Origin of the sequence: Methylocystis sp. IM3 (genome assembly GCF_038070105.1) — a bacterium.
Taxonomy (GTDB): domain Bacteria; phylum Pseudomonadota; class Alphaproteobacteria; order Rhizobiales; family Beijerinckiaceae; genus Methylocystis.
Genome location: NZ_JBBPBZ010000002.1, coordinates 402058 through 416930 on the forward strand (window position 1 = coordinate 402058; position 14873 = coordinate 416930).

Annotated in this window: 16 protein-coding genes and 3 pseudogenes; 6 read left to right on the top strand and 13 right to left on the bottom strand. The window is 58.5% G+C overall.

Annotation, left to right across the window (positions count from 1 at the left end; translation table 11 throughout):
• Positions 1 to 31: 31 nt before the first annotated feature.
• A complete protein-coding gene (locus WOC76_RS03650) occupies positions 32 to 1999 on the top strand; it encodes a beta-galactosidase (protein WP_341389674.1) in 1968 nt (655 codons plus the stop codon).
• Between the two features lie 51 nt (positions 2000 to 2050).
• Here the strand turns inward: WOC76_RS03650 and WOC76_RS03655 are convergent, their stop codons facing one another.
• Positions 2051 to 2323, bottom strand: coding sequence for a hypothetical protein (locus WOC76_RS03655; RefSeq protein ID WP_341103801.1), 273 nt, complete (start codon positions 2321 to 2323; stop codon positions 2051 to 2053).
• 1177 nt (positions 2324 to 3500) lie between these two features.
• Positions 3501 to 3848 (bottom strand): hypothetical protein, encoded by a 348-nt coding sequence (locus WOC76_RS03660; RefSeq protein ID WP_341103800.1) that lies wholly within the window; start codon positions 3846 to 3848, stop codon positions 3501 to 3503.
• 45 nt (positions 3849 to 3893) lie between these two features.
• On the opposite strand from WOC76_RS03660, the gene WOC76_RS03665 reads away from it, so the two are divergent.
• The 4 genes from WOC76_RS03665 to WOC76_RS03680 all read left to right on the top strand — a co-directional run bounded on the left by WOC76_RS03665 (position 3894) and on the right by WOC76_RS03680 (position 6674).
• Complete coding sequence (locus tag WOC76_RS03665) at positions 3894 to 4142, top strand: DEAD/DEAH box helicase family protein (protein ID WP_341389678.1); 249 nt, start codon at positions 3894 to 3896, stop codon at positions 4140 to 4142.
• 234 nt (positions 4143 to 4376) lie between these two features.
• The gene (locus tag WOC76_RS03670) at positions 4377 to 5357 is read left to right on the top strand and encodes an esterase/lipase family protein (protein ID WP_341103799.1); all 981 of its coding nucleotides are present in this window, start codon (positions 4377 to 4379) and stop codon (positions 5355 to 5357) included.
• A 173-nt stretch (positions 5358 to 5530) separates the two neighbouring features.
• Entirely contained in the window at positions 5531 to 6184 is a 654-nt protein-coding gene (locus WOC76_RS03675) for a hypothetical protein (RefSeq protein ID WP_341103798.1), read from the top strand.
• Positions 6174 to 6674 (top strand): hypothetical protein, encoded by a 501-nt coding sequence (locus WOC76_RS03680; RefSeq protein ID WP_341103796.1) that lies wholly within the window; start codon positions 6174 to 6176, stop codon positions 6672 to 6674. Before WOC76_RS03675 ends, WOC76_RS03680 begins: the two co-directional genes overlap by 11 nt.
• Positions 6675 to 8068: 1394 nt before the next feature.
• Here WOC76_RS03680 and WOC76_RS03685 read toward each other — a convergent pair.
• The 5 genes and pseudogenes from WOC76_RS03685 to WOC76_RS03705 all read right to left on the bottom strand — a co-directional run.
• Complete coding sequence (locus WOC76_RS03685; protein WP_341103794.1) at positions 8069 to 8581, bottom strand: DinB family protein; 513 nt, start codon at positions 8579 to 8581, stop codon at positions 8069 to 8071.
• Positions 8582 to 8861: 280 nt separating this feature from the next.
• Positions 8862 to 9335 carry a VOC family protein gene (locus WOC76_RS03690; RefSeq protein ID WP_341103793.1) on the bottom strand — a complete coding sequence of 158 codons (474 nt, stop codon included), beginning with the start codon at positions 9333 to 9335 and terminating at the stop codon, positions 8862 to 8864.
• 51 nt (positions 9336 to 9386) lie between these two features.
• Complete coding sequence (locus WOC76_RS03695) at positions 9387 to 9563, bottom strand: hypothetical protein (RefSeq protein WP_341103791.1); 177 nt, start codon at positions 9561 to 9563, stop codon at positions 9387 to 9389.
• Positions 9564 to 9734: 171 nt separating this feature from the next.
• On the bottom strand, positions 9735 to 10139 hold the full coding sequence (locus WOC76_RS03700) for a VOC family protein (RefSeq protein WP_341103790.1): 405 nt from the start codon (positions 10137 to 10139) through the stop codon (positions 9735 to 9737).
• Between the two features lie 251 nt (positions 10140 to 10390).
• Positions 10391 to 11064, bottom strand: a pseudogene (locus WOC76_RS03705) (DUF6596 domain-containing protein); the annotation flags it as partial.
• Positions 11065 to 11156: 92 nt separating this feature from the next.
• On the opposite strand from WOC76_RS03705, the pseudogene WOC76_RS03710 reads away from it, so the two are divergent.
• A pseudogene (locus tag WOC76_RS03710) lies at positions 11157 to 11576 on the top strand (transposase); the annotation flags it as partial.
• Positions 11577 to 11587: 11 nt separating this feature from the next.
• On the opposite strand, the pseudogene trbL reads toward WOC76_RS03710, so the two are convergent.
• From trbL to WOC76_RS03740, 6 genes and pseudogenes are all read right to left on the bottom strand, one after another.
• A pseudogene (trbL, locus tag WOC76_RS03715) lies at positions 11588 to 12211 on the bottom strand (P-type conjugative transfer protein TrbL); the annotation flags it as partial.
• Positions 12212 to 12391: 180 nt separating this feature from the next.
• Positions 12392 to 12862, bottom strand: a complete 471-nt coding sequence (locus WOC76_RS03720) for an OsmC family protein (protein ID WP_341103788.1) — start codon at positions 12860 to 12862, stop codon at positions 12392 to 12394.
• A 30-nt stretch (positions 12863 to 12892) separates the two neighbouring features.
• Positions 12893 to 13303: a GNAT family N-acetyltransferase gene (locus WOC76_RS03725; protein ID WP_341103787.1), complete on the bottom strand. Its 411-nt coding sequence runs from the start codon at positions 13301 to 13303 to the stop codon at positions 12893 to 12895.
• The gene (locus WOC76_RS03730) at positions 13300 to 13806 is read right to left on the bottom strand and encodes a class I SAM-dependent methyltransferase (RefSeq protein ID WP_341389687.1); all 507 of its coding nucleotides are present in this window, start codon (positions 13804 to 13806) and stop codon (positions 13300 to 13302) included. The genes WOC76_RS03725 and WOC76_RS03730 overlap by 4 nt, the downstream gene beginning before the upstream one ends.
• A gap of 97 nt (positions 13807 to 13903) precedes the next feature.
• The gene (locus WOC76_RS03735; RefSeq protein ID WP_341103784.1) at positions 13904 to 14221 is read right to left on the bottom strand and encodes a winged helix-turn-helix domain-containing protein; all 318 of its coding nucleotides are present in this window, start codon (positions 14219 to 14221) and stop codon (positions 13904 to 13906) included.
• Complete coding sequence (locus tag WOC76_RS03740; RefSeq protein ID WP_341103783.1) at positions 14218 to 14787, bottom strand: hypothetical protein; 570 nt, start codon at positions 14785 to 14787, stop codon at positions 14218 to 14220. The genes WOC76_RS03735 and WOC76_RS03740 overlap by 4 nt, the downstream gene beginning before the upstream one ends.
• Positions 14788 to 14873 lie beyond the last annotated feature (86 nt).

The window sequence follows — 14873 nt, forward strand, 5'->3', positions numbered from 1 at the left end:
CGCACGCTCGGCCTCTTTTTCGATTGTCCAGATGACACGACCACGCCTCGGCGTCTGTTACTATCCGGAGCACTGGCCTGTTTCCCTCTGGCGCGAGGATGCGCGCAGAATGAAGGAGGCGGGGCTCGATATCGTCCGGCTCGGCGAGTTCGCATGGTCGCGGCTCGAGCCCAAGGAGGGCGAGTACGACTTCGCCTGGCTGGCGCGCGCCATCGAGGTCCTGCATGGCGAAGGCCTGGACATCGTGCTCGGAACGCCGACGGCGACGCCGCCGCGGTGGCTCGTTGCAAAGATGCCGGACATGCTGGCCGTGGATCGCAACGGCCGCGTGAGAAAATTCGGCTCACGCCGGCATTATTGCTTCAGCCATGAGGGCTATGCGCGGGAAAGCGACCGCATCGTGACTGCCCTGGCGGAACATTTCGGGCGGCTCCCGGCGGTCGTCGCCTGGCAGACCGACAATGAATTCGGTTGCCACGACACGGTCGAAAGCTATTCCGCCGCGGCGCGCGCCGCCTTCAGCCTCTGGTGCCGTCGCAAATACGAGACCATCGACGCGCTCAACCGCGCCTGGGGCAATGTGTTCTGGTCGATGGAGCTTTCCGGCTTCGACGACATCGACCTTCCCGATCTGACGGTGACGGAAGCCAATCCGTCGCATCTGCTCGATTTCCAGCGATTCTCGTCGGATCAGGTCGTGGCCTTCAACCGGCGGCAGGCGGAGATTTTGCGTCGGCTGTCGCCGGGGCGCGCGATCCTGCACAATTTCATGGGCTCCTTCACCGCCTTCGATCACCACAAGGTCGGAGACGACCTCGACGCCGCGGCGTGGGACAGCTATCCGCTCGGCTTTCTCGAACGCAGCCGCAACAGCGAGGAGTTCAAGCTGCGCTACATGCGCGTGGGCGACCCGGATTATCAGGCTTTCCATCACGATCTTTATCGCGGCTGCGGGCGCGGCCGTTTCTGGGTGATGGAGCAGCAGCCGGGCGCCGTGAACTGGGCGCCGTGGAATCCGGCGCCGGCGGCGGGCGCGGTCAGGCTCTGGACGCATGAGGCTTTCGCGGCCGGCGCCGAGGTCGTCAGCTATTTTCGCTGGCGGCAGGCGCCTTTCGCCCAGGAGCAAATGCACGAAGGCCTGCTCTTGCCCGACAGCCAGCCGGCGCCAGCCCTCGACGAAGCGGCGCGCGTCGCCCGCGAGCTGGAAACTCTCGGCCCCGTGACCGCATCGCGCGCGGATGTCGCCCTCGTCTTCGATTACGAGAGCGTCTGGGCCTGGGATATCGAGCCGCAGGGAGAGGATTTTTCCTACTTCGAACTCGTTTTCGCTTTTTATCGGGGGCTGCGGCGGGCGGGTCTTTCGATCGATGTCGTCCCGGCTTCCGCCGAGGCGATCGCAAACCGCGCCTTCGTGCTGGCGCCCGGATTGTTTCGGGCAGACCCCGCGCTTGTCGGCGCCCTGCGGCGATCGGGCGCAGCAGTTCTTCTCGGACCCCGTTCGGGCTCGAAAACGGCGGATTTCCAGATCCCGCCGAGGCTGCCGCCGGACCGGTTTCGCGAGCTTGTCGACGTGACGGTCACGCGCGTGGAAAGCTTGCGGCCGGGCGCCTCAGTGCCGGTCGAGAAGGCGAGGGGGTCGCTGCTGCGCTGGAGAGAAAAACTCGTCCTTGCGGAGGGCGTGACGGCCGAAGCGGCGGGCGCCGACGGGGGGACGGCGCTGGCGCGCAGCGGAAAGCATTTTTATCTCGCCGGATGGCCCGACGAGGCTCTCGTCGACGACGTTCTGCGACGCTGCCTCGCCGCCGCGGGTCTCGCCGGCGTTCAGTTGCACCGAGACATTCGAATCCGGGACAATGGCCCGTGGCGGCATATTTTCAACTATGGCCCGCAACCGGTCGATATTGGCCCGCTCCTGACGGGCGCGGTCCTTCTCCTCGGGGAGAGGGTTCTGGAGCCCTGCGGCGTCGCGGTCTGTCGCCGGAGCGCCGAGTCGCCGTAACAGGTCGGCGGCGGCATGTTGAAACGGCGGCATGGCGCCGCCGGGCGATCTTCAGGCCTCCTTGGCCTTGTTTCTCTTTTCCTGGCCCTTCCGAAACGGAACGACCGCGCTTGGCGTGTGATGGCGCGCCGTGAGGCGACGCCGCCCGGTGCCCGTCAGCACGTAACGGCCCCGATAATCGTCCCAGCGCATCAAATCCGCCAGAAGCGCCCTCTGGCGAAGCACCATTGTCATCGGGTCCTGCACATGGGCCGGGGCGATGTCGCCGAAGTCGTCGACATTGGCCAAAGCCTCAGTGAGCATTTTCTCCTGTCGGTCCATCATCCCCTCTCTCTGCGTCGGACATGGGTCCGGATGGCCGCGGGCGCTAGTTGCGCCGCAGGGATACGCCGAAAACGGCGTTCTGGTTGGCTCATGCGGTAAATTACCCGAAAAGCGCGCCTTTTGCCAAACCCGCGAGAGCGTCGCCGCGCGGGATATTCGCGGGCGCGGTTACGCAGGGGCGTCGAGCCGCTGGGTGAGAAGCAGGGATTGCAAGGAGGATGGTGCCCAGGGGCGGAATCGAACCACCGACACTGCGATTTTCAGTCGCGGCACTGAAGCGATTAGTATATTGTATTTACAGGAATTTCTCCGAGCAAAAATTTTTCAGCAAGGTCTCAGCAAGGGTGGAGGGGTTTCTCCTTTTTTCGCGAATCGAAACTCTGGGAGTACCAGAGGTAGCGGAGCCCTGCTGCAGCCATTCCAATTGAATTCAGTGCGTTTTTCGACTTCAATGGCCGTGAGACCGGCAAAGGAGGCGGCCTAGCCAATGTCGATTCTCGACCTGCGCCTGCCGATCTCGGGCAAAGCGCTGTTCATCGAATGAGGCTGACGTCGTCGATCTCATATCGAACGGCCAAGGCTGGCCGCATGAAAAGTTTTGCAATGGACCCGTTTTTCTTGCCCTGCCTGTAAACTATAAACTGATGGCGCTGACGCATTAGCTTGTGACCGTGAAACCATGGATTTCTCGAGACACGCGGCTGATGAGCCGGCAAGTTCGGTTTGAGGTCTCACCCACTCCACGCCAAGGTCCCCAGTTGTCGTCCCGAATTCAGGACCACCCTTTCGCCGCCAGCTATCGCAGCGGGGTAGACGATCTCGCCGGCGACTTGTTTGGTGCCGCGCTGCAGCGGTCAGTCGTCTATCATCGGGCCGCCGGGTTCTTCTCAAGCTCAGCGCTGCAGGCACTCGCCCCGGATCTGATGAACTTTTTCGAGCGCGGCGGTAGAATGGTCCTTGTGACCTCTCCAAAGCTTGGACATAGCGATTTGGTAGCCATTCGGCGCTACTACCTGGAGCGTGAGACAGAGCATTCCCACTATACTCTCCCTGAACTCTTCGATCGCTTGAGCAAGAAATGTTTGGGGGCGCCGGTGGTGTTCGGGGAGCTACTGCGGCGGGAACGGCTACGCATGTTAATCGCACGCCCTAAGGGCGCTCTTGCACCGGCTATATATCATGAGAAATTCGCCATCTTTTCTGACGGCGCGGAAGCGATGGCCATATCAGGCAGCGGTAACGAGTCCGCATTGGCGCTGCGCGCCAGCTTTGAACGGTTCGAGGTTTTCCGTTCTTGGATAGAGCCTGAGCGTCTATCTTTGTTTTTCGGAATCAGTTTGCCGCTATGCTGGCGAACAAGACGGAAGGTCTCGAAATCGTCCCACTGCTCAACGCTTATCGCGATGGATGGCTTGAGGCGCGATTGGGGCCAGTAATAGATGATGAACAGCCTGCGGAGCCCACGGCCGTGCGATACGAGCCCCCTGAGCGACTCGTCCCCTTCCCGGGCGAGTTGTTCGAGCACCAGAGAGTAGCTATTTCCCGGTGGTCCGAAGCGGGTGGAAGGGGCATGCTCGCGATGGCTACGGGCTCTGGGAAGACAATCACGGCCTTGTCGATCGCGGCGCGGCTTTACGACGCCCTCGAAGGGCGATCATTGGCGATTTTGATCGTTGCGCCATTCATCCATTTGGTTGACCAATGGATCGATGTCGGCGCGGCCTTTGGGCTGCGGTCCATTCGGTGCGCAGAGAATGAGGGGCACTGGCGCGATGAGCTAGCGACTGCGATCTTCGCCACCAATTCTGGCCGCCATTGAGCACGGGATGGCGACTATCTGGGACGCCGACGTGCTGATCTGGGCGGCCCAGAATTCTCCACACCCTGGGGTGACCATTCGCAATGCGCCATGGCGGAGGTGGGGGCGCAACCTCAACTCACGACAGAACACTTGTCCTTGCGCTGTATCGCTGCCAACATCATGAAGGTGCCTAAGAGCGCCCGGTATCCATTAGCTCAAGATTATTCTAGCCGGTAAATTTTAGGTGTCACGATGCAGGGCGAATGGATAAGGAGACCAACAGGCACAGACTCCGTTATCTTTGTGCACGGCATACTTTCGAGCGGTGAAACTTGCTGGCGAGACGGTGACGGCAGCTACTGGCCGGATCTACTGAAACACGAGCCAAAACTCGAGCCCTTAGGCATTTACGTTTTCACTTACGAGACAGGAATATTTAGCGGCAGCTATCGCCTGAGCGATGTTGTCGACGCCCTAAAGGAGCACATGCGACTAGATCATGTGCTCGAAAGTGATCGCCTTATTTTCGTCTGCCATAGTATGGGCGGCTTGGTCGTCAGGAAGTTGATCGTTGAGCGGGCGTTCGAACTGATCATGGCTAACAAGGAAGTAGGTCTATTCCTTGTGGCCTCGCCTTCCTTAGGCTCATCTTATGCGGATTTACTATCCCCGTTGGCCCAGCTCTTTGGACATGCCCAGGCCGACGCATTACGTTTTGTGCGCAGCAACGCATGGCTTAGTGACCTAGATAAAGAATTCATAAATTTGAAGGAAGGCGGGAAACTGAAACTCAAAGGCAAAGACCTGACAGTAGACAAGTTCGTAATTTTTGACAAGTTTTGGCGAAGGCAAGTCGTAGAGCCGTTCGCTGGTGCGCGATATTTCGGTGAGCCTTTTAAGATCGCCGGGTCAGACCATTTTTCAATTGCAAAACCAAAGGACAGAGCAGCAATTCAGCATCGCTTGCTTTGTAAGTTTATCTCAGAGACAGCTCTCGCCATCAATACCAATTCGTCGTCGACCGACGCACTCAAGGCAGAGAGGTGTATTTACGAGCGAGATCGGTCTAACAAGGAGCCAAGAGACTTCTCTGCTCCACTGCGCAAGCATATGAGTGAAGTGCAACGAAAGATCGGGGCGCTCACACAGGAGCAGTATCGTGTAATACGCCAACTTGGCCAAATCGGCGAGCCAGAATTACTGGTTGCGCTGGGTCAGGAAAGACCCTCGTAGCAGCAGAGAAAGCTATTCGGCTTTCAAACGCTGGCATCTCAACGTTAGTGCTGTGTCACAGCCCTCTGTTGGCCAAGCATATTACTGGGCTGACACGTGGCACAGGGGCCGTGGTGTATTCCTTTGGAGACTGGGTGCGTTGTCTTGCAATATCTTTGCGCAAAGAACAACCGATGTCATGGTCGAACTACGATGAGCCGGAGTCGGCCGAGTTGGAAGCAGCATTCGATGCTCTACTGAAAGGCGGTCAAAGGTTTGATGCCATTATCGTCGACGAAGGGCAGGACTTCCGATCGGAATGGTGGCTCCTCGTAGAAGCCGCCTTGATCGCACCTGATGCTGGTATCCTTTATATTTTTCATGATGATCATCAGGCGCTCTTGCCACATCGCGCGGGGTATCCTGACGTTGATGCCGTACCTGATCTTTCTCGCAATTGCCGCAATTCAGCGAAAGTCTTCGATTTGGTGCGTTATTTTCATGCCCAAGCACCCGAAACCGAATTGCAATTGCGATCGAAGGGACAAGCTTGGATCGAACGAGTTCCAATCGGTCTGGAGACTGACGGACTCCGTCGAGTTTTGTCGCACGCGGTAAAAACAAGTCTTACTGAGAGCAAAATTGTTATCCTGTTATCCGGTGGGCTCCAAGTTTCCTCATGGCCGCTAATTGGAAATACCATTCAGGTTTCGACATCAGAACCGTGGCAGGGCGCTGTGGCCAGATGCTTTGAGGGTGTAATTTGTTTGTACGATCGAGATGGTGTCACTATACCAACCAAATGCATTGGAGAGCGTCCGTGCACGGCTAACCAACTTGAGCCGTGAGCCTTTACCGACAGCGAAAGATGCCGCTTTAGTCCGTGAGATTGCGGGGGCTTTTAGCATATCGCGAGATGTTCGGCAGAAGGTGCTTTCGTATTGGCACCCCCGGAATTACCTGCGCTGGCGGTTAAAGGACCAGAAGCTCAAACTACATCGTAGAGACCCTGCCACTCTTGTCGCCGCTGAATTTTTGATGCATTTTGAGCGTGAAGACTGGTCGGACGGGTTGCCTACACCGAAAAACTTCCGGCTCGTCGCGGAGCGGCGCGAAGCGACATTTGATGACATCCAAGTGTTCGATCTTTCGGCCTTTAAGGGACTTGAAGCTGATACAATCATTCTCGTAATCGGTGGACACCTTCCAATGCGCCCGGAGGAAACCTACGTCGGCTTCTCACGCGCGAGGTTCGCGTTAGCCGTGGTTGAGTGCGGGGCAAATCTCGACTTGCCCGCGGAACTGATAGACACCGCTATGGCAAGCGAGAACATATAACGTTAACCACATTCGGCATGGTTGCCCCAAACGGCGTGGGCTAAGTTCCGCGATGAGGGCAAAATGCGCCCTCGCCGAAACCCGGCGAGAGGCGCTGTCCAATCAGACCTTAGCAAGGATAGAATGCGATGTGATTTCGCGATGTCTCGCTTTGGATTTCAATGTCTTGGAGGACTGTTTTCCATCAGTTTGGAAAACTTCAGCAAAGATAGCCCGCGCAGGAGCATTCGTAATTGATTGATCTCCCGCTATTGCAATGTCAAATGCTCGCTTGCGCAGAGCCTGGGCGAAGCTACGGTCTTCTTAAATTGAATTGAGATGGAGGCGGCGCGGTCAATTGTCGCTCCACTTGCACGTCCCCAGCTACGCCTCACAGCTTCGCCGAGCGAGGGGCAAAAGATGTCGCGCGAACGGCGACCCCCGGGTACAATGCCAGCTCATGATCCTGGCTGTAAGAACGCGCGAGTAAGTTTCAATTCCCTCGTCGCTCGATGGGGAAGATGACGGGACGTTTTTTAAAAGGCGCCGATCGATCCCAACTGACGCTCTTGCCAGAACGCCTGGACGACCGGGTAGGCGGTCCCGTCGCGAAGGTGGTTGAAATTTGTTGGCGCGGTCTCCGGGTTACCTAACCCAAACGATTCCGCTGGTGGAGCGACGGAAGGGAGGCCATGCCATGAAGAAAAATACCATGAAGACGGCGGTTGTTGCCGCCGACATTCTGCTTTTCGGTGATTGGGCTGACGCCATCATGGACGCATAGTCTGCGCTCAGGTTCGCGTTTTCATCGAGGCGATGCTGGATGAAGAGCTATGAGACGTCCTGGCGCGTCCGCGTTACGGACGGCGCAAGCCGAGCGATCATGGCGAACCGGCACGCGCTGTCGGTTTGCGTAACGAAATCGACCAGTCCTGGAGTCGAGAGCTGAAATTCATGCTTGAACAATGGCTTGCGGAGCCAGAAATGGCAAAGCTGCGCCGCGAGCCGCCGCCTTGAGCGATCGATTCTCAGATTGCGGTGAAGCTGCTCCCCCGACTGACGGCGCAGGGAGCGAGACGCAGAAGCACGTCACTTCGCATGCTTCAAGGCGCAGCAGTTCGAAAGCGACTTGCAGGCGAGAAGCCGTCGAAAGTGGCATTTTCATTATGCCCCGAAGCGGCCGCTCGCAATCAGGGGTCTCAAGCATGAATCTGCGCAAATATGCGACAGGGGCGGGGAAGGCTCGCCTCCCAGCGTCGGTCGTGCGCACGCGAGTCTGCTGCTTCTTCCCAACGAACTACTTATCAAGCGCTATCTATCCAGCCTCGGCGACCGTTTCCTGGTTCGTCTCCTTCTTCGCGCCCGTCGCTTGGACGAGAATTCATCGCCGGTTAAACTCAATCCAATCCCGGGAGTTAAATAGAATAAGTACAGCCCGGCATGATGACTAAATCCGTGATGTATGGCGTCGCGCCGGCTGCAGTGATCATGGCGTGGGCCTGGCCACGATGATGCGTTTGATGGTTGAACATGTGCGTGATAACGAGCCAACGTGGTTTCACGAAATCCGTATTAGTACTAGAACGCCATGCAAGATCCCCGGCTAGCTCGGCAACGCCAATTGCGCGCGCCCAATCGACTATTCTCCGGTCCATCGCGGCGCGCTCTCGTTTCAGCGCTTCCCAATCGTTGAAGTATGATGCCGAACCAGACAATCCGACAGTCGGTTGCGGAAAATCGGACGAGCGACTCATCCACATGGTGTCCGCCCAAAGCAGATGATTTAGCGTCGCGTGAATGGATTTGAAGAACGCGCCGCGATCCTGATGACGCGCCTCTTCGCTGAGCGTATCGGCGGCTGAGTAAAGATTGTCGTTTTGCCAGCGTGCGTAGCGCGCCATCGTGCGAACATAGGCGGGATCGATCATAATTTACCTCGATTTTGTTTCTGCGAAATTGGGACCTGCCCAATTCGACGGTTTCTTCTGTTGGGATCGATCAGCGAACAAAGAGCGACCCGCGAGTTTTCGCTCCCTTACAGCGCGATGGCTTTCGCAAGCAGAATAATGGCGACGACCGAGAATGCGCTGCGGTTTTCAAGAAGATGTCGCCAACTGGCGTCTCCCGAACTGTCCGACTGGCGTTGGCGCCGCCCCGGTTTCTCAGCGACGTTTACCGCTGCGCGTTGTCTCGAACTTGCTACAAGAATCAGCCGCGCCTCGCCGCCTCGATTGCAGCGACGTCAATCTTCTTCATTTTCATCATCGCTTCGAACGCCCGCTTTGCTTCGTCCCCTCCGGCCGCCATCGCCTCCGTCAATACGCGCGGCGTAATTTGCCAGGAGACGCCCCATTTGTCTTTACACCATCCGCATGCGCTCTCTTGTCCGCCATTTCCGACGATCGCGTTCCAGTAGCGGTCCGTCTCCTGCTGATCGTCCGTGGCGATCTGGAAGGAGAAAGCTTCGGTTTGCTTGAATGTGGGACCGCCGTTGAGGCCGATGCAAGGAACGCCCGCGACGGTGAACTCAACCGTGATGACATCGCCGGCCTTGCCGGACGGATAGTCGCTGGGCGCGCGATGGACGGCGCCGACTGAGCTTTGCGGAAATGTCTCGGCGTAAAAGCGAGCCGCGGTCTCCGCATCTTTGTCGTACCAAAGACAGATGGTGTTCTTGGCCATTTCGTGTCCCCTTCCAAACGTCAAGATTTCACAGCCGCAAGACCCCGCAGCTCACAGCGGGACTGTCATCAACTCCAATATGCGGCCGTCCGAACTTTTGAAATAGACCCCGCGCCCGCCATTCCAGTGGTTGATCTCGCCGTCGTCAAACGTGCCCGGCGCGCCGCCAAAGGGAAGATGGCCGTCCTTTACACGGCCGAAAATGGCGTCAAATTCGGCGTCGTTCACATGAAAGGCCACGCTTTCCAGGCGGCTATGCCTTCTTGTTCTTTTGCGCGTCGTTCATTTTCGGGCAAAGCTTTCCATGCCGTCATTCCCAGATTGGTTTTGGTCCCAAGAAAAACAACGAGATAGGTATAATTCGCGCTCTTGCGCCTCTCCTTTACAATTTACGGTTCGTTAGCCGTTCTGCACCTGCGCGGGGTCCATGAAGAAGGGCTCCCAGGTATGGCCGTCGAGGTCTTCGAAAGTCCGCTGCACCATGAAGCCGTAGTCCTGCTTCGGGCGCGGCTCTTTGCCGCCGGCTTTCACGGCCTTTTCGACCATCTCGTCGACGGCCTCCTTGCTCGCCAGTGCGAGCGCGACGAGGACGCCCGTCGTCTCGTGCGCATCGGGGATTGGTTTCGCCGAAAATTGACTGAACTTCTCGTGGGTCAGCAACATCGCATAATTGTGCTCGGAGATGACCATGCAGGCGGCCGTGTCGTCCGTAAATTGCGGATTGAAGGAAAAACCGAGCGTCTTGTAAAAGGCCATCGTCTTTTTCAGGTCTTTGACGGGCAGATTGACGAACATTTTGGTCATTACGGTCTCCGTTGCTGGCGTATCGGTGATAATGTCCATTGCCTCGTGAAGACGTTCGGGCAAATGGCCATCCGACACGCCTTGGGAAAATCTTTTGCAGCCCTCCGCCTTCTCGATCCCGCCGATGCCCTCGCCAAATGTCGAGCAGGCCTGGGGCAGAGGGGCGTCGGCGCCGTTCGGACGCCGGATGTCGAAGACGGAAGATGGCGGCGTCGCAGTTCCGGTGGCGTCGACAGGCTCTCTTTCTGTTCCTAGATATGCACCGCCTCGGCCGGCGTATTGGCGAGCGCGATGGCCCCGTCGAAGACGATGCGCGCCTCCTCGGCGGGACCGAGTTGCTTCAGGAAGGCCCCGCGAGCCCGGTGAAAATAGAAATAGCCTCCAAGTTTCGGCGCGCCAGCGGCTCGATCATCGTCAGCGTTTCGGCGGCGCCGCGGGATTTCGAGACTGCGACGGCGCGATTGAGCGTGACGACGGCCGAGGGTTGCATGCGTTCGAGTGCCCCATAGAGCAACTCGATCTGCGCCCAGTCCGCGTCCGCGAAGGTCGGCGCGCGGGCATGCAAGGCGGCGATTGCCGCCTGCGCCGGATAGGGGCCGGGTTTGCGATGGCGTAGCGCCTTGTCGACGAGGGCGAGGCCTTCGGCAATCTTGCGGCGGTCCCAGAGAGAGCGGTCTTGATTCTTGAGCAGCACGACCGCGCCATAGGCGTCGAAATGCGCGACGGCGCGCGCGTGCTGCAGCAGGACGAGGGCGCCAAGCCCCATGATCTCGGGCTCGGCCGGAAACAGCCGCAGCAGCAGTCGGCAGAGATGAATCGCCTCTTCGCAAAGCGCGGGCCTGGCTCCTTGCTCCGCGACGTCGGTCGTGTAGCTCTCGTTGAAGAGGAGGTAGATCTCAGCAAGCGCGCCTGTCGCCTGCCCACGGTTGTCTTCCACGGCTGCTCTCCATGTGTGCAGAGTGCTCTGTAACACAGAGTATCTAGGTCGACAACCCTCACAACGCCGGCCTCGGGGCCAAGACCAACATGACGCGAATGCATGGCTGGAGCAGACGCGGCGTGCTGCGCGTCGCCAAAGCGCCACAAGGACATTGGAAGACGATGACCTTCCTAGCTGCCTTGCGATACGACGAAATCACCGCGCCCCTCGTGCTCGACGGGCCTATCAACGGCGAGAGCTTCCTCGCTTACGTCGAGCAGGTCCTCGCGCCTACCCTGAAGCGGGGCAACATCGTCGTCATGGACAATCTCGGCTCCCATAAGGGCGCGGCGATCGACAAAGCCATTCGCGCCAAGGACGCACTGCGCCACTTCCCGCCACAATATTTCCCAGACCTCAATCCGATCGAGCAGGTCTTCGAGAAGCTCAAAAAGCTGTTGCGAAAAGCCGATAAGCGAACGCCAGAAGGCGTTTGGCGAACGATCGGCTCTTTGCTCGATCGCTTCCCCAGCACCTTCACGCCCGACGAAACGACATTGCCAAGAACGCGTTCGGCGAAAAAGGCGGTCTTGCCGAAAAGGCCAAAGGGGATGAGGCCGAAGCCAGCCAGGGTCGTCAGCTTGAATTCGATCGCCGTGACGAAGAGTTGGATCGCCAGAATGAAGAAGCTCAGGAGGACGATGAGCGAGGCGATGAGGAGAATAGCGATCTGGATTGCGTTTTCGAAGAACGAGATATAGCCGAGAAGCTGCGAGAGAGAGTCGAGCAGCGGGCGTCCGGCGTCGATCCGGACCTGGGCGACGCGGCCGGGCCGCAGAACGTCGGTGGCGGAAAGCCCGGCACCGACGGCCTTGAGCCCAAGCTCGGAAAAGCTTTCGAAGACGATACGGGCGAGGTTGTTCCAGTTGCCGATGAGATAAGCGAAGACACCGACAAAGAGTGGTTTTCTTCACAAGGCGGGCAATGATGTCTTCGCCTCGCCCATGCTCGAGAAGAGCGCGACGAGGGTGACGTCGATCGACGCCAGGGTCGTCGCCAGAAACCCAATTTCGCCGCCGAGCAGGCCGAAGTCCGAGTCGATATAGCGGGTGAAAGTTTCGAGGACGCGATCGATGACGCCGGTTCCACCCATGGCGTTACTCGCTCTTTCGCGCAGGCTTCGGGGACGCGGCGTCGGCGGGCGAGCGATGCGAGGGAAACATGTCAATGAGATGCGTCCTCTCACTCTAATTGGGGGCGCTGCGGGATCGAACCCTATCAGATAAATTACGTCGAATTCGCCCTCATTTTGTCGTGGTCAGAATATACCACTTTAGATGCGCGTGATTGTTGGCTCAATTTCTACTGAGCAGTTGAGCGACCGGGCAATGAAACACATCTCGTGCGCCTTTTTATGAAGCTCCTCCGCCGCTTCGACGTTCGAGTTCTTAGCCAGCTCGATGACGGGGCGCAAAACGATGGCGGTAAAATACCCCGAACCGGCAGGTTCCTCGAGCATCAGGCCCTCAGCGTGATCATCGTAGGAAATGACGACAATGCCGGCCCGGGAGCAAAGGGAAAGATACCAAAGCTTGTGGCAGGTCGAAACCGAGGCGACAAGCAGCTCCTCAGGATTCCATTTTGTTGGATCGCCACGAAAAACTGGATCCGATGATCCAAGAATGACTGGCTTGCCCCCCGCCAAAATTTCATGGTCCCTACTGTAACCATGATAATTCGCGGTGCCCGATCCAGTATTGCCTGTCCAGGTTACGCGGACATGATACCGATGCTGCTTGGTCACGAGATGATTCCCGTAGGCGGTTTGTCTGGCTCAGCGCTCCCTCGGAATGGCCCAACAGCTCGAAAAATGGGTCATTCCGATTCGCGGATAGTAGCCCTCGGCGAGTGGCGCAGCGACAAGGATCAGAGTCGTCGCCTCGCCGGCGGCGACGCGAGTTTCTGCGATCAAACGCTTTCCGATCCCCTGGCGTTGGTAATCCTGATGCACGGCAAGGTCGGAAAGATAGCAGCAATAGGCGAAATCGGTAATCGCGCGGGAGACGCCCACAATGCGTCCGGCATCCCTCGCCACCATGACGATGTCGGCGTTGCGCAGCATTCTGTCGAGCCGAGTAAGATCGTCGGCTGGGCGTCGCGCTGACAGCGTCGAAGCGTCGAGGATATTCTGGAACTGGGCGGCAGTCAGGTCAGGTTCGTGGGCGTAAGAAATTTGAGCGCTCAACTTTTGTCGCCCTTCATCGCTCGCACGCAAAAGCAGTCGTCGCCGTCGACGATGCGCACGTCGGTAAAGCCCGCTTTCCCGAAACGTTCGACGAGACCATCCTTTGGCTGACCCGAATGGCGAGTGAAAGCGAAGGCGATGGTCCCGCCGTCTTTCAGGACGCGCCTCGCCTCCCGGAGGCCCGCCGCGGGGTCGGTCCAGACTTGGAGAGAATTTACCGAAAACGCTTTGTCGAAGGCGCCGTCGAGGAAGGGGAGATGTTCCGCCGATCCGAGCCGGAGCTCCAACAGGCCGTCATCGATCACCCCACGGTTGCGCGCTGTCGCCTGCCGGAACATTTCCTCGGAAACGTCGACGCCCGAGAATTTTGCCCTGGGTGCCTCGCGCGCGAGGAACTCGAGACCGACGCCAGGACCGAAGCCGATTTCCAGCACGCGGTCTCCCGGTTTGACCGCCAGGAACTTGATCACCCAGGCGACGCTCGCGCGATTCGTGCGGGCCATGATTGGTCCGCCCAGTTTACCCAGCAGGCCCCTCGGGCGCCCAAAGCTGTCGCGCAGCAAATTCTCAAACGACAGACTCATAACTGTAGATCCTCCGTCAGGCGGGTGAGCGATCTTTCGAAAGCAAATGTTCGCTTAAGAGGGAGCGTAAAAAATTGACATGGTCGGCGAAAGCGCGTTTCCCCGAATTGGTCGCTCTTACGCGGGTTTGCGGCTTTTTCCCGACGAATTGCTTGTCGATCGTCACATATCCAGCTCGGGCGAGCGTCTCGAGATGGGCGCCCAGATTTCCGTCCGTCGCATCGACGATCGCCCTCAGGCGCGTGAACTCGATCCATTCGCGGGCTTCCAGCACGTTGAGCGCCGCCATGATGCGTAGACGTGTGGATTGGTGAACGACTTCGTTTGGTTTCATGAGTCGCCGACGCCCTGACGGTGCAGGAGCAATCCGCCCAGCACGAAGGCGAGGACGAAGATCGCGCCGATCCATAGATGCAGCCAGGGACCGGCAAGGAAATAGGCGGCAAGGCTGAGAACGGTCCCGCCAACGCCAAGTATTGTAAAAAGCGGCCCTTGCCACACGCCGATGACGACATAGCCCATCATCATCAGCGTGGACCAGAATACGGCCAGTCGATCATGTCCGGCCGGCGCCAGCAGATATGACCACGCGACGCCGTAAGCGCAGAGCACAACCAGACTTGCGACCACCCGCAGAGCAGCGGGGTCGGCTTGGCGCGCGTCCTGCGCGCGACGGAAGGCTAGAACGCAGGTTGCCACCAGACCGACGCCATCGACGCTATACCAGATCGCCCCGGATCGGTCGGGAAAAGCTTGATTGAGCGCCGCGCCAATCGCGACCAAAGCTCCCCAAAGAATAAGGAATGCGCTGGCGCGCCGATAGGTGAGCGCGGTCCTCGTCCGCCGTTCGACGGCTGCGATTTCCGCGAGTGCGGCGGTGGCCTGATCTTGGATGTCCATGGCTGACCTCCTATACAGAGGACTCTGTAGCACAGAGTCGTGCGCATTGCAATGTTCGACGTCGTCCGCGATCCAAATCTCTACTT

Coding starts and splice junctions, on each gene's coding strand:
- WOC76_RS03650 (WP_341389674.1), top strand. CDS start 32: ATGACACGACCACGCCTCGGCGTCTGTTACTATCCGGAGCACTGGCCT.
- WOC76_RS03655 (WP_341103801.1), bottom strand. CDS start 2,323: ATGATGGACCGACAGGAGAAAATGCTCACTGAGGCTTTGGCCAATGTC.
- WOC76_RS03665 (WP_341389678.1), top strand. CDS start 3,894: ATGCTCGCGATGGCTACGGGCTCTGGGAAGACAATCACGGCCTTGTCG.
- WOC76_RS03670 (WP_341103799.1), top strand. CDS start 4,377: ATGCAGGGCGAATGGATAAGGAGACCAACAGGCACAGACTCCGTTATC.
- WOC76_RS03675 (WP_341103798.1), top strand. CDS start 5,531: ATGTCATGGTCGAACTACGATGAGCCGGAGTCGGCCGAGTTGGAAGCA.
- WOC76_RS03685 (WP_341103794.1), bottom strand. CDS start 8,581: ATGATCGATCCCGCCTATGTTCGCACGATGGCGCGCTACGCACGCTGG.
- WOC76_RS03690 (WP_341103793.1), bottom strand. CDS start 9,335: ATGGCCAAGAACACCATCTGTCTTTGGTACGACAAAGATGCGGAGACC.
- WOC76_RS03700 (WP_341103790.1), bottom strand. CDS start 10,139: ATGACCAAAATGTTCGTCAATCTGCCCGTCAAAGACCTGAAAAAGACG.
- WOC76_RS03730 (WP_341389687.1), bottom strand. CDS start 13,806: ATGGCCCGCACGAATCGCGCGAGCGTCGCCTGGGTGATCAAGTTCCTG.
- WOC76_RS03735 (WP_341103784.1), bottom strand. CDS start 14,221: ATGAAACCAAACGAAGTCGTTCACCAATCCACACGTCTACGCATCATG.
- WOC76_RS03740 (WP_341103783.1), bottom strand. CDS start 14,787: ATGGACATCCAAGATCAGGCCACCGCCGCACTCGCGGAAATCGCAGCC.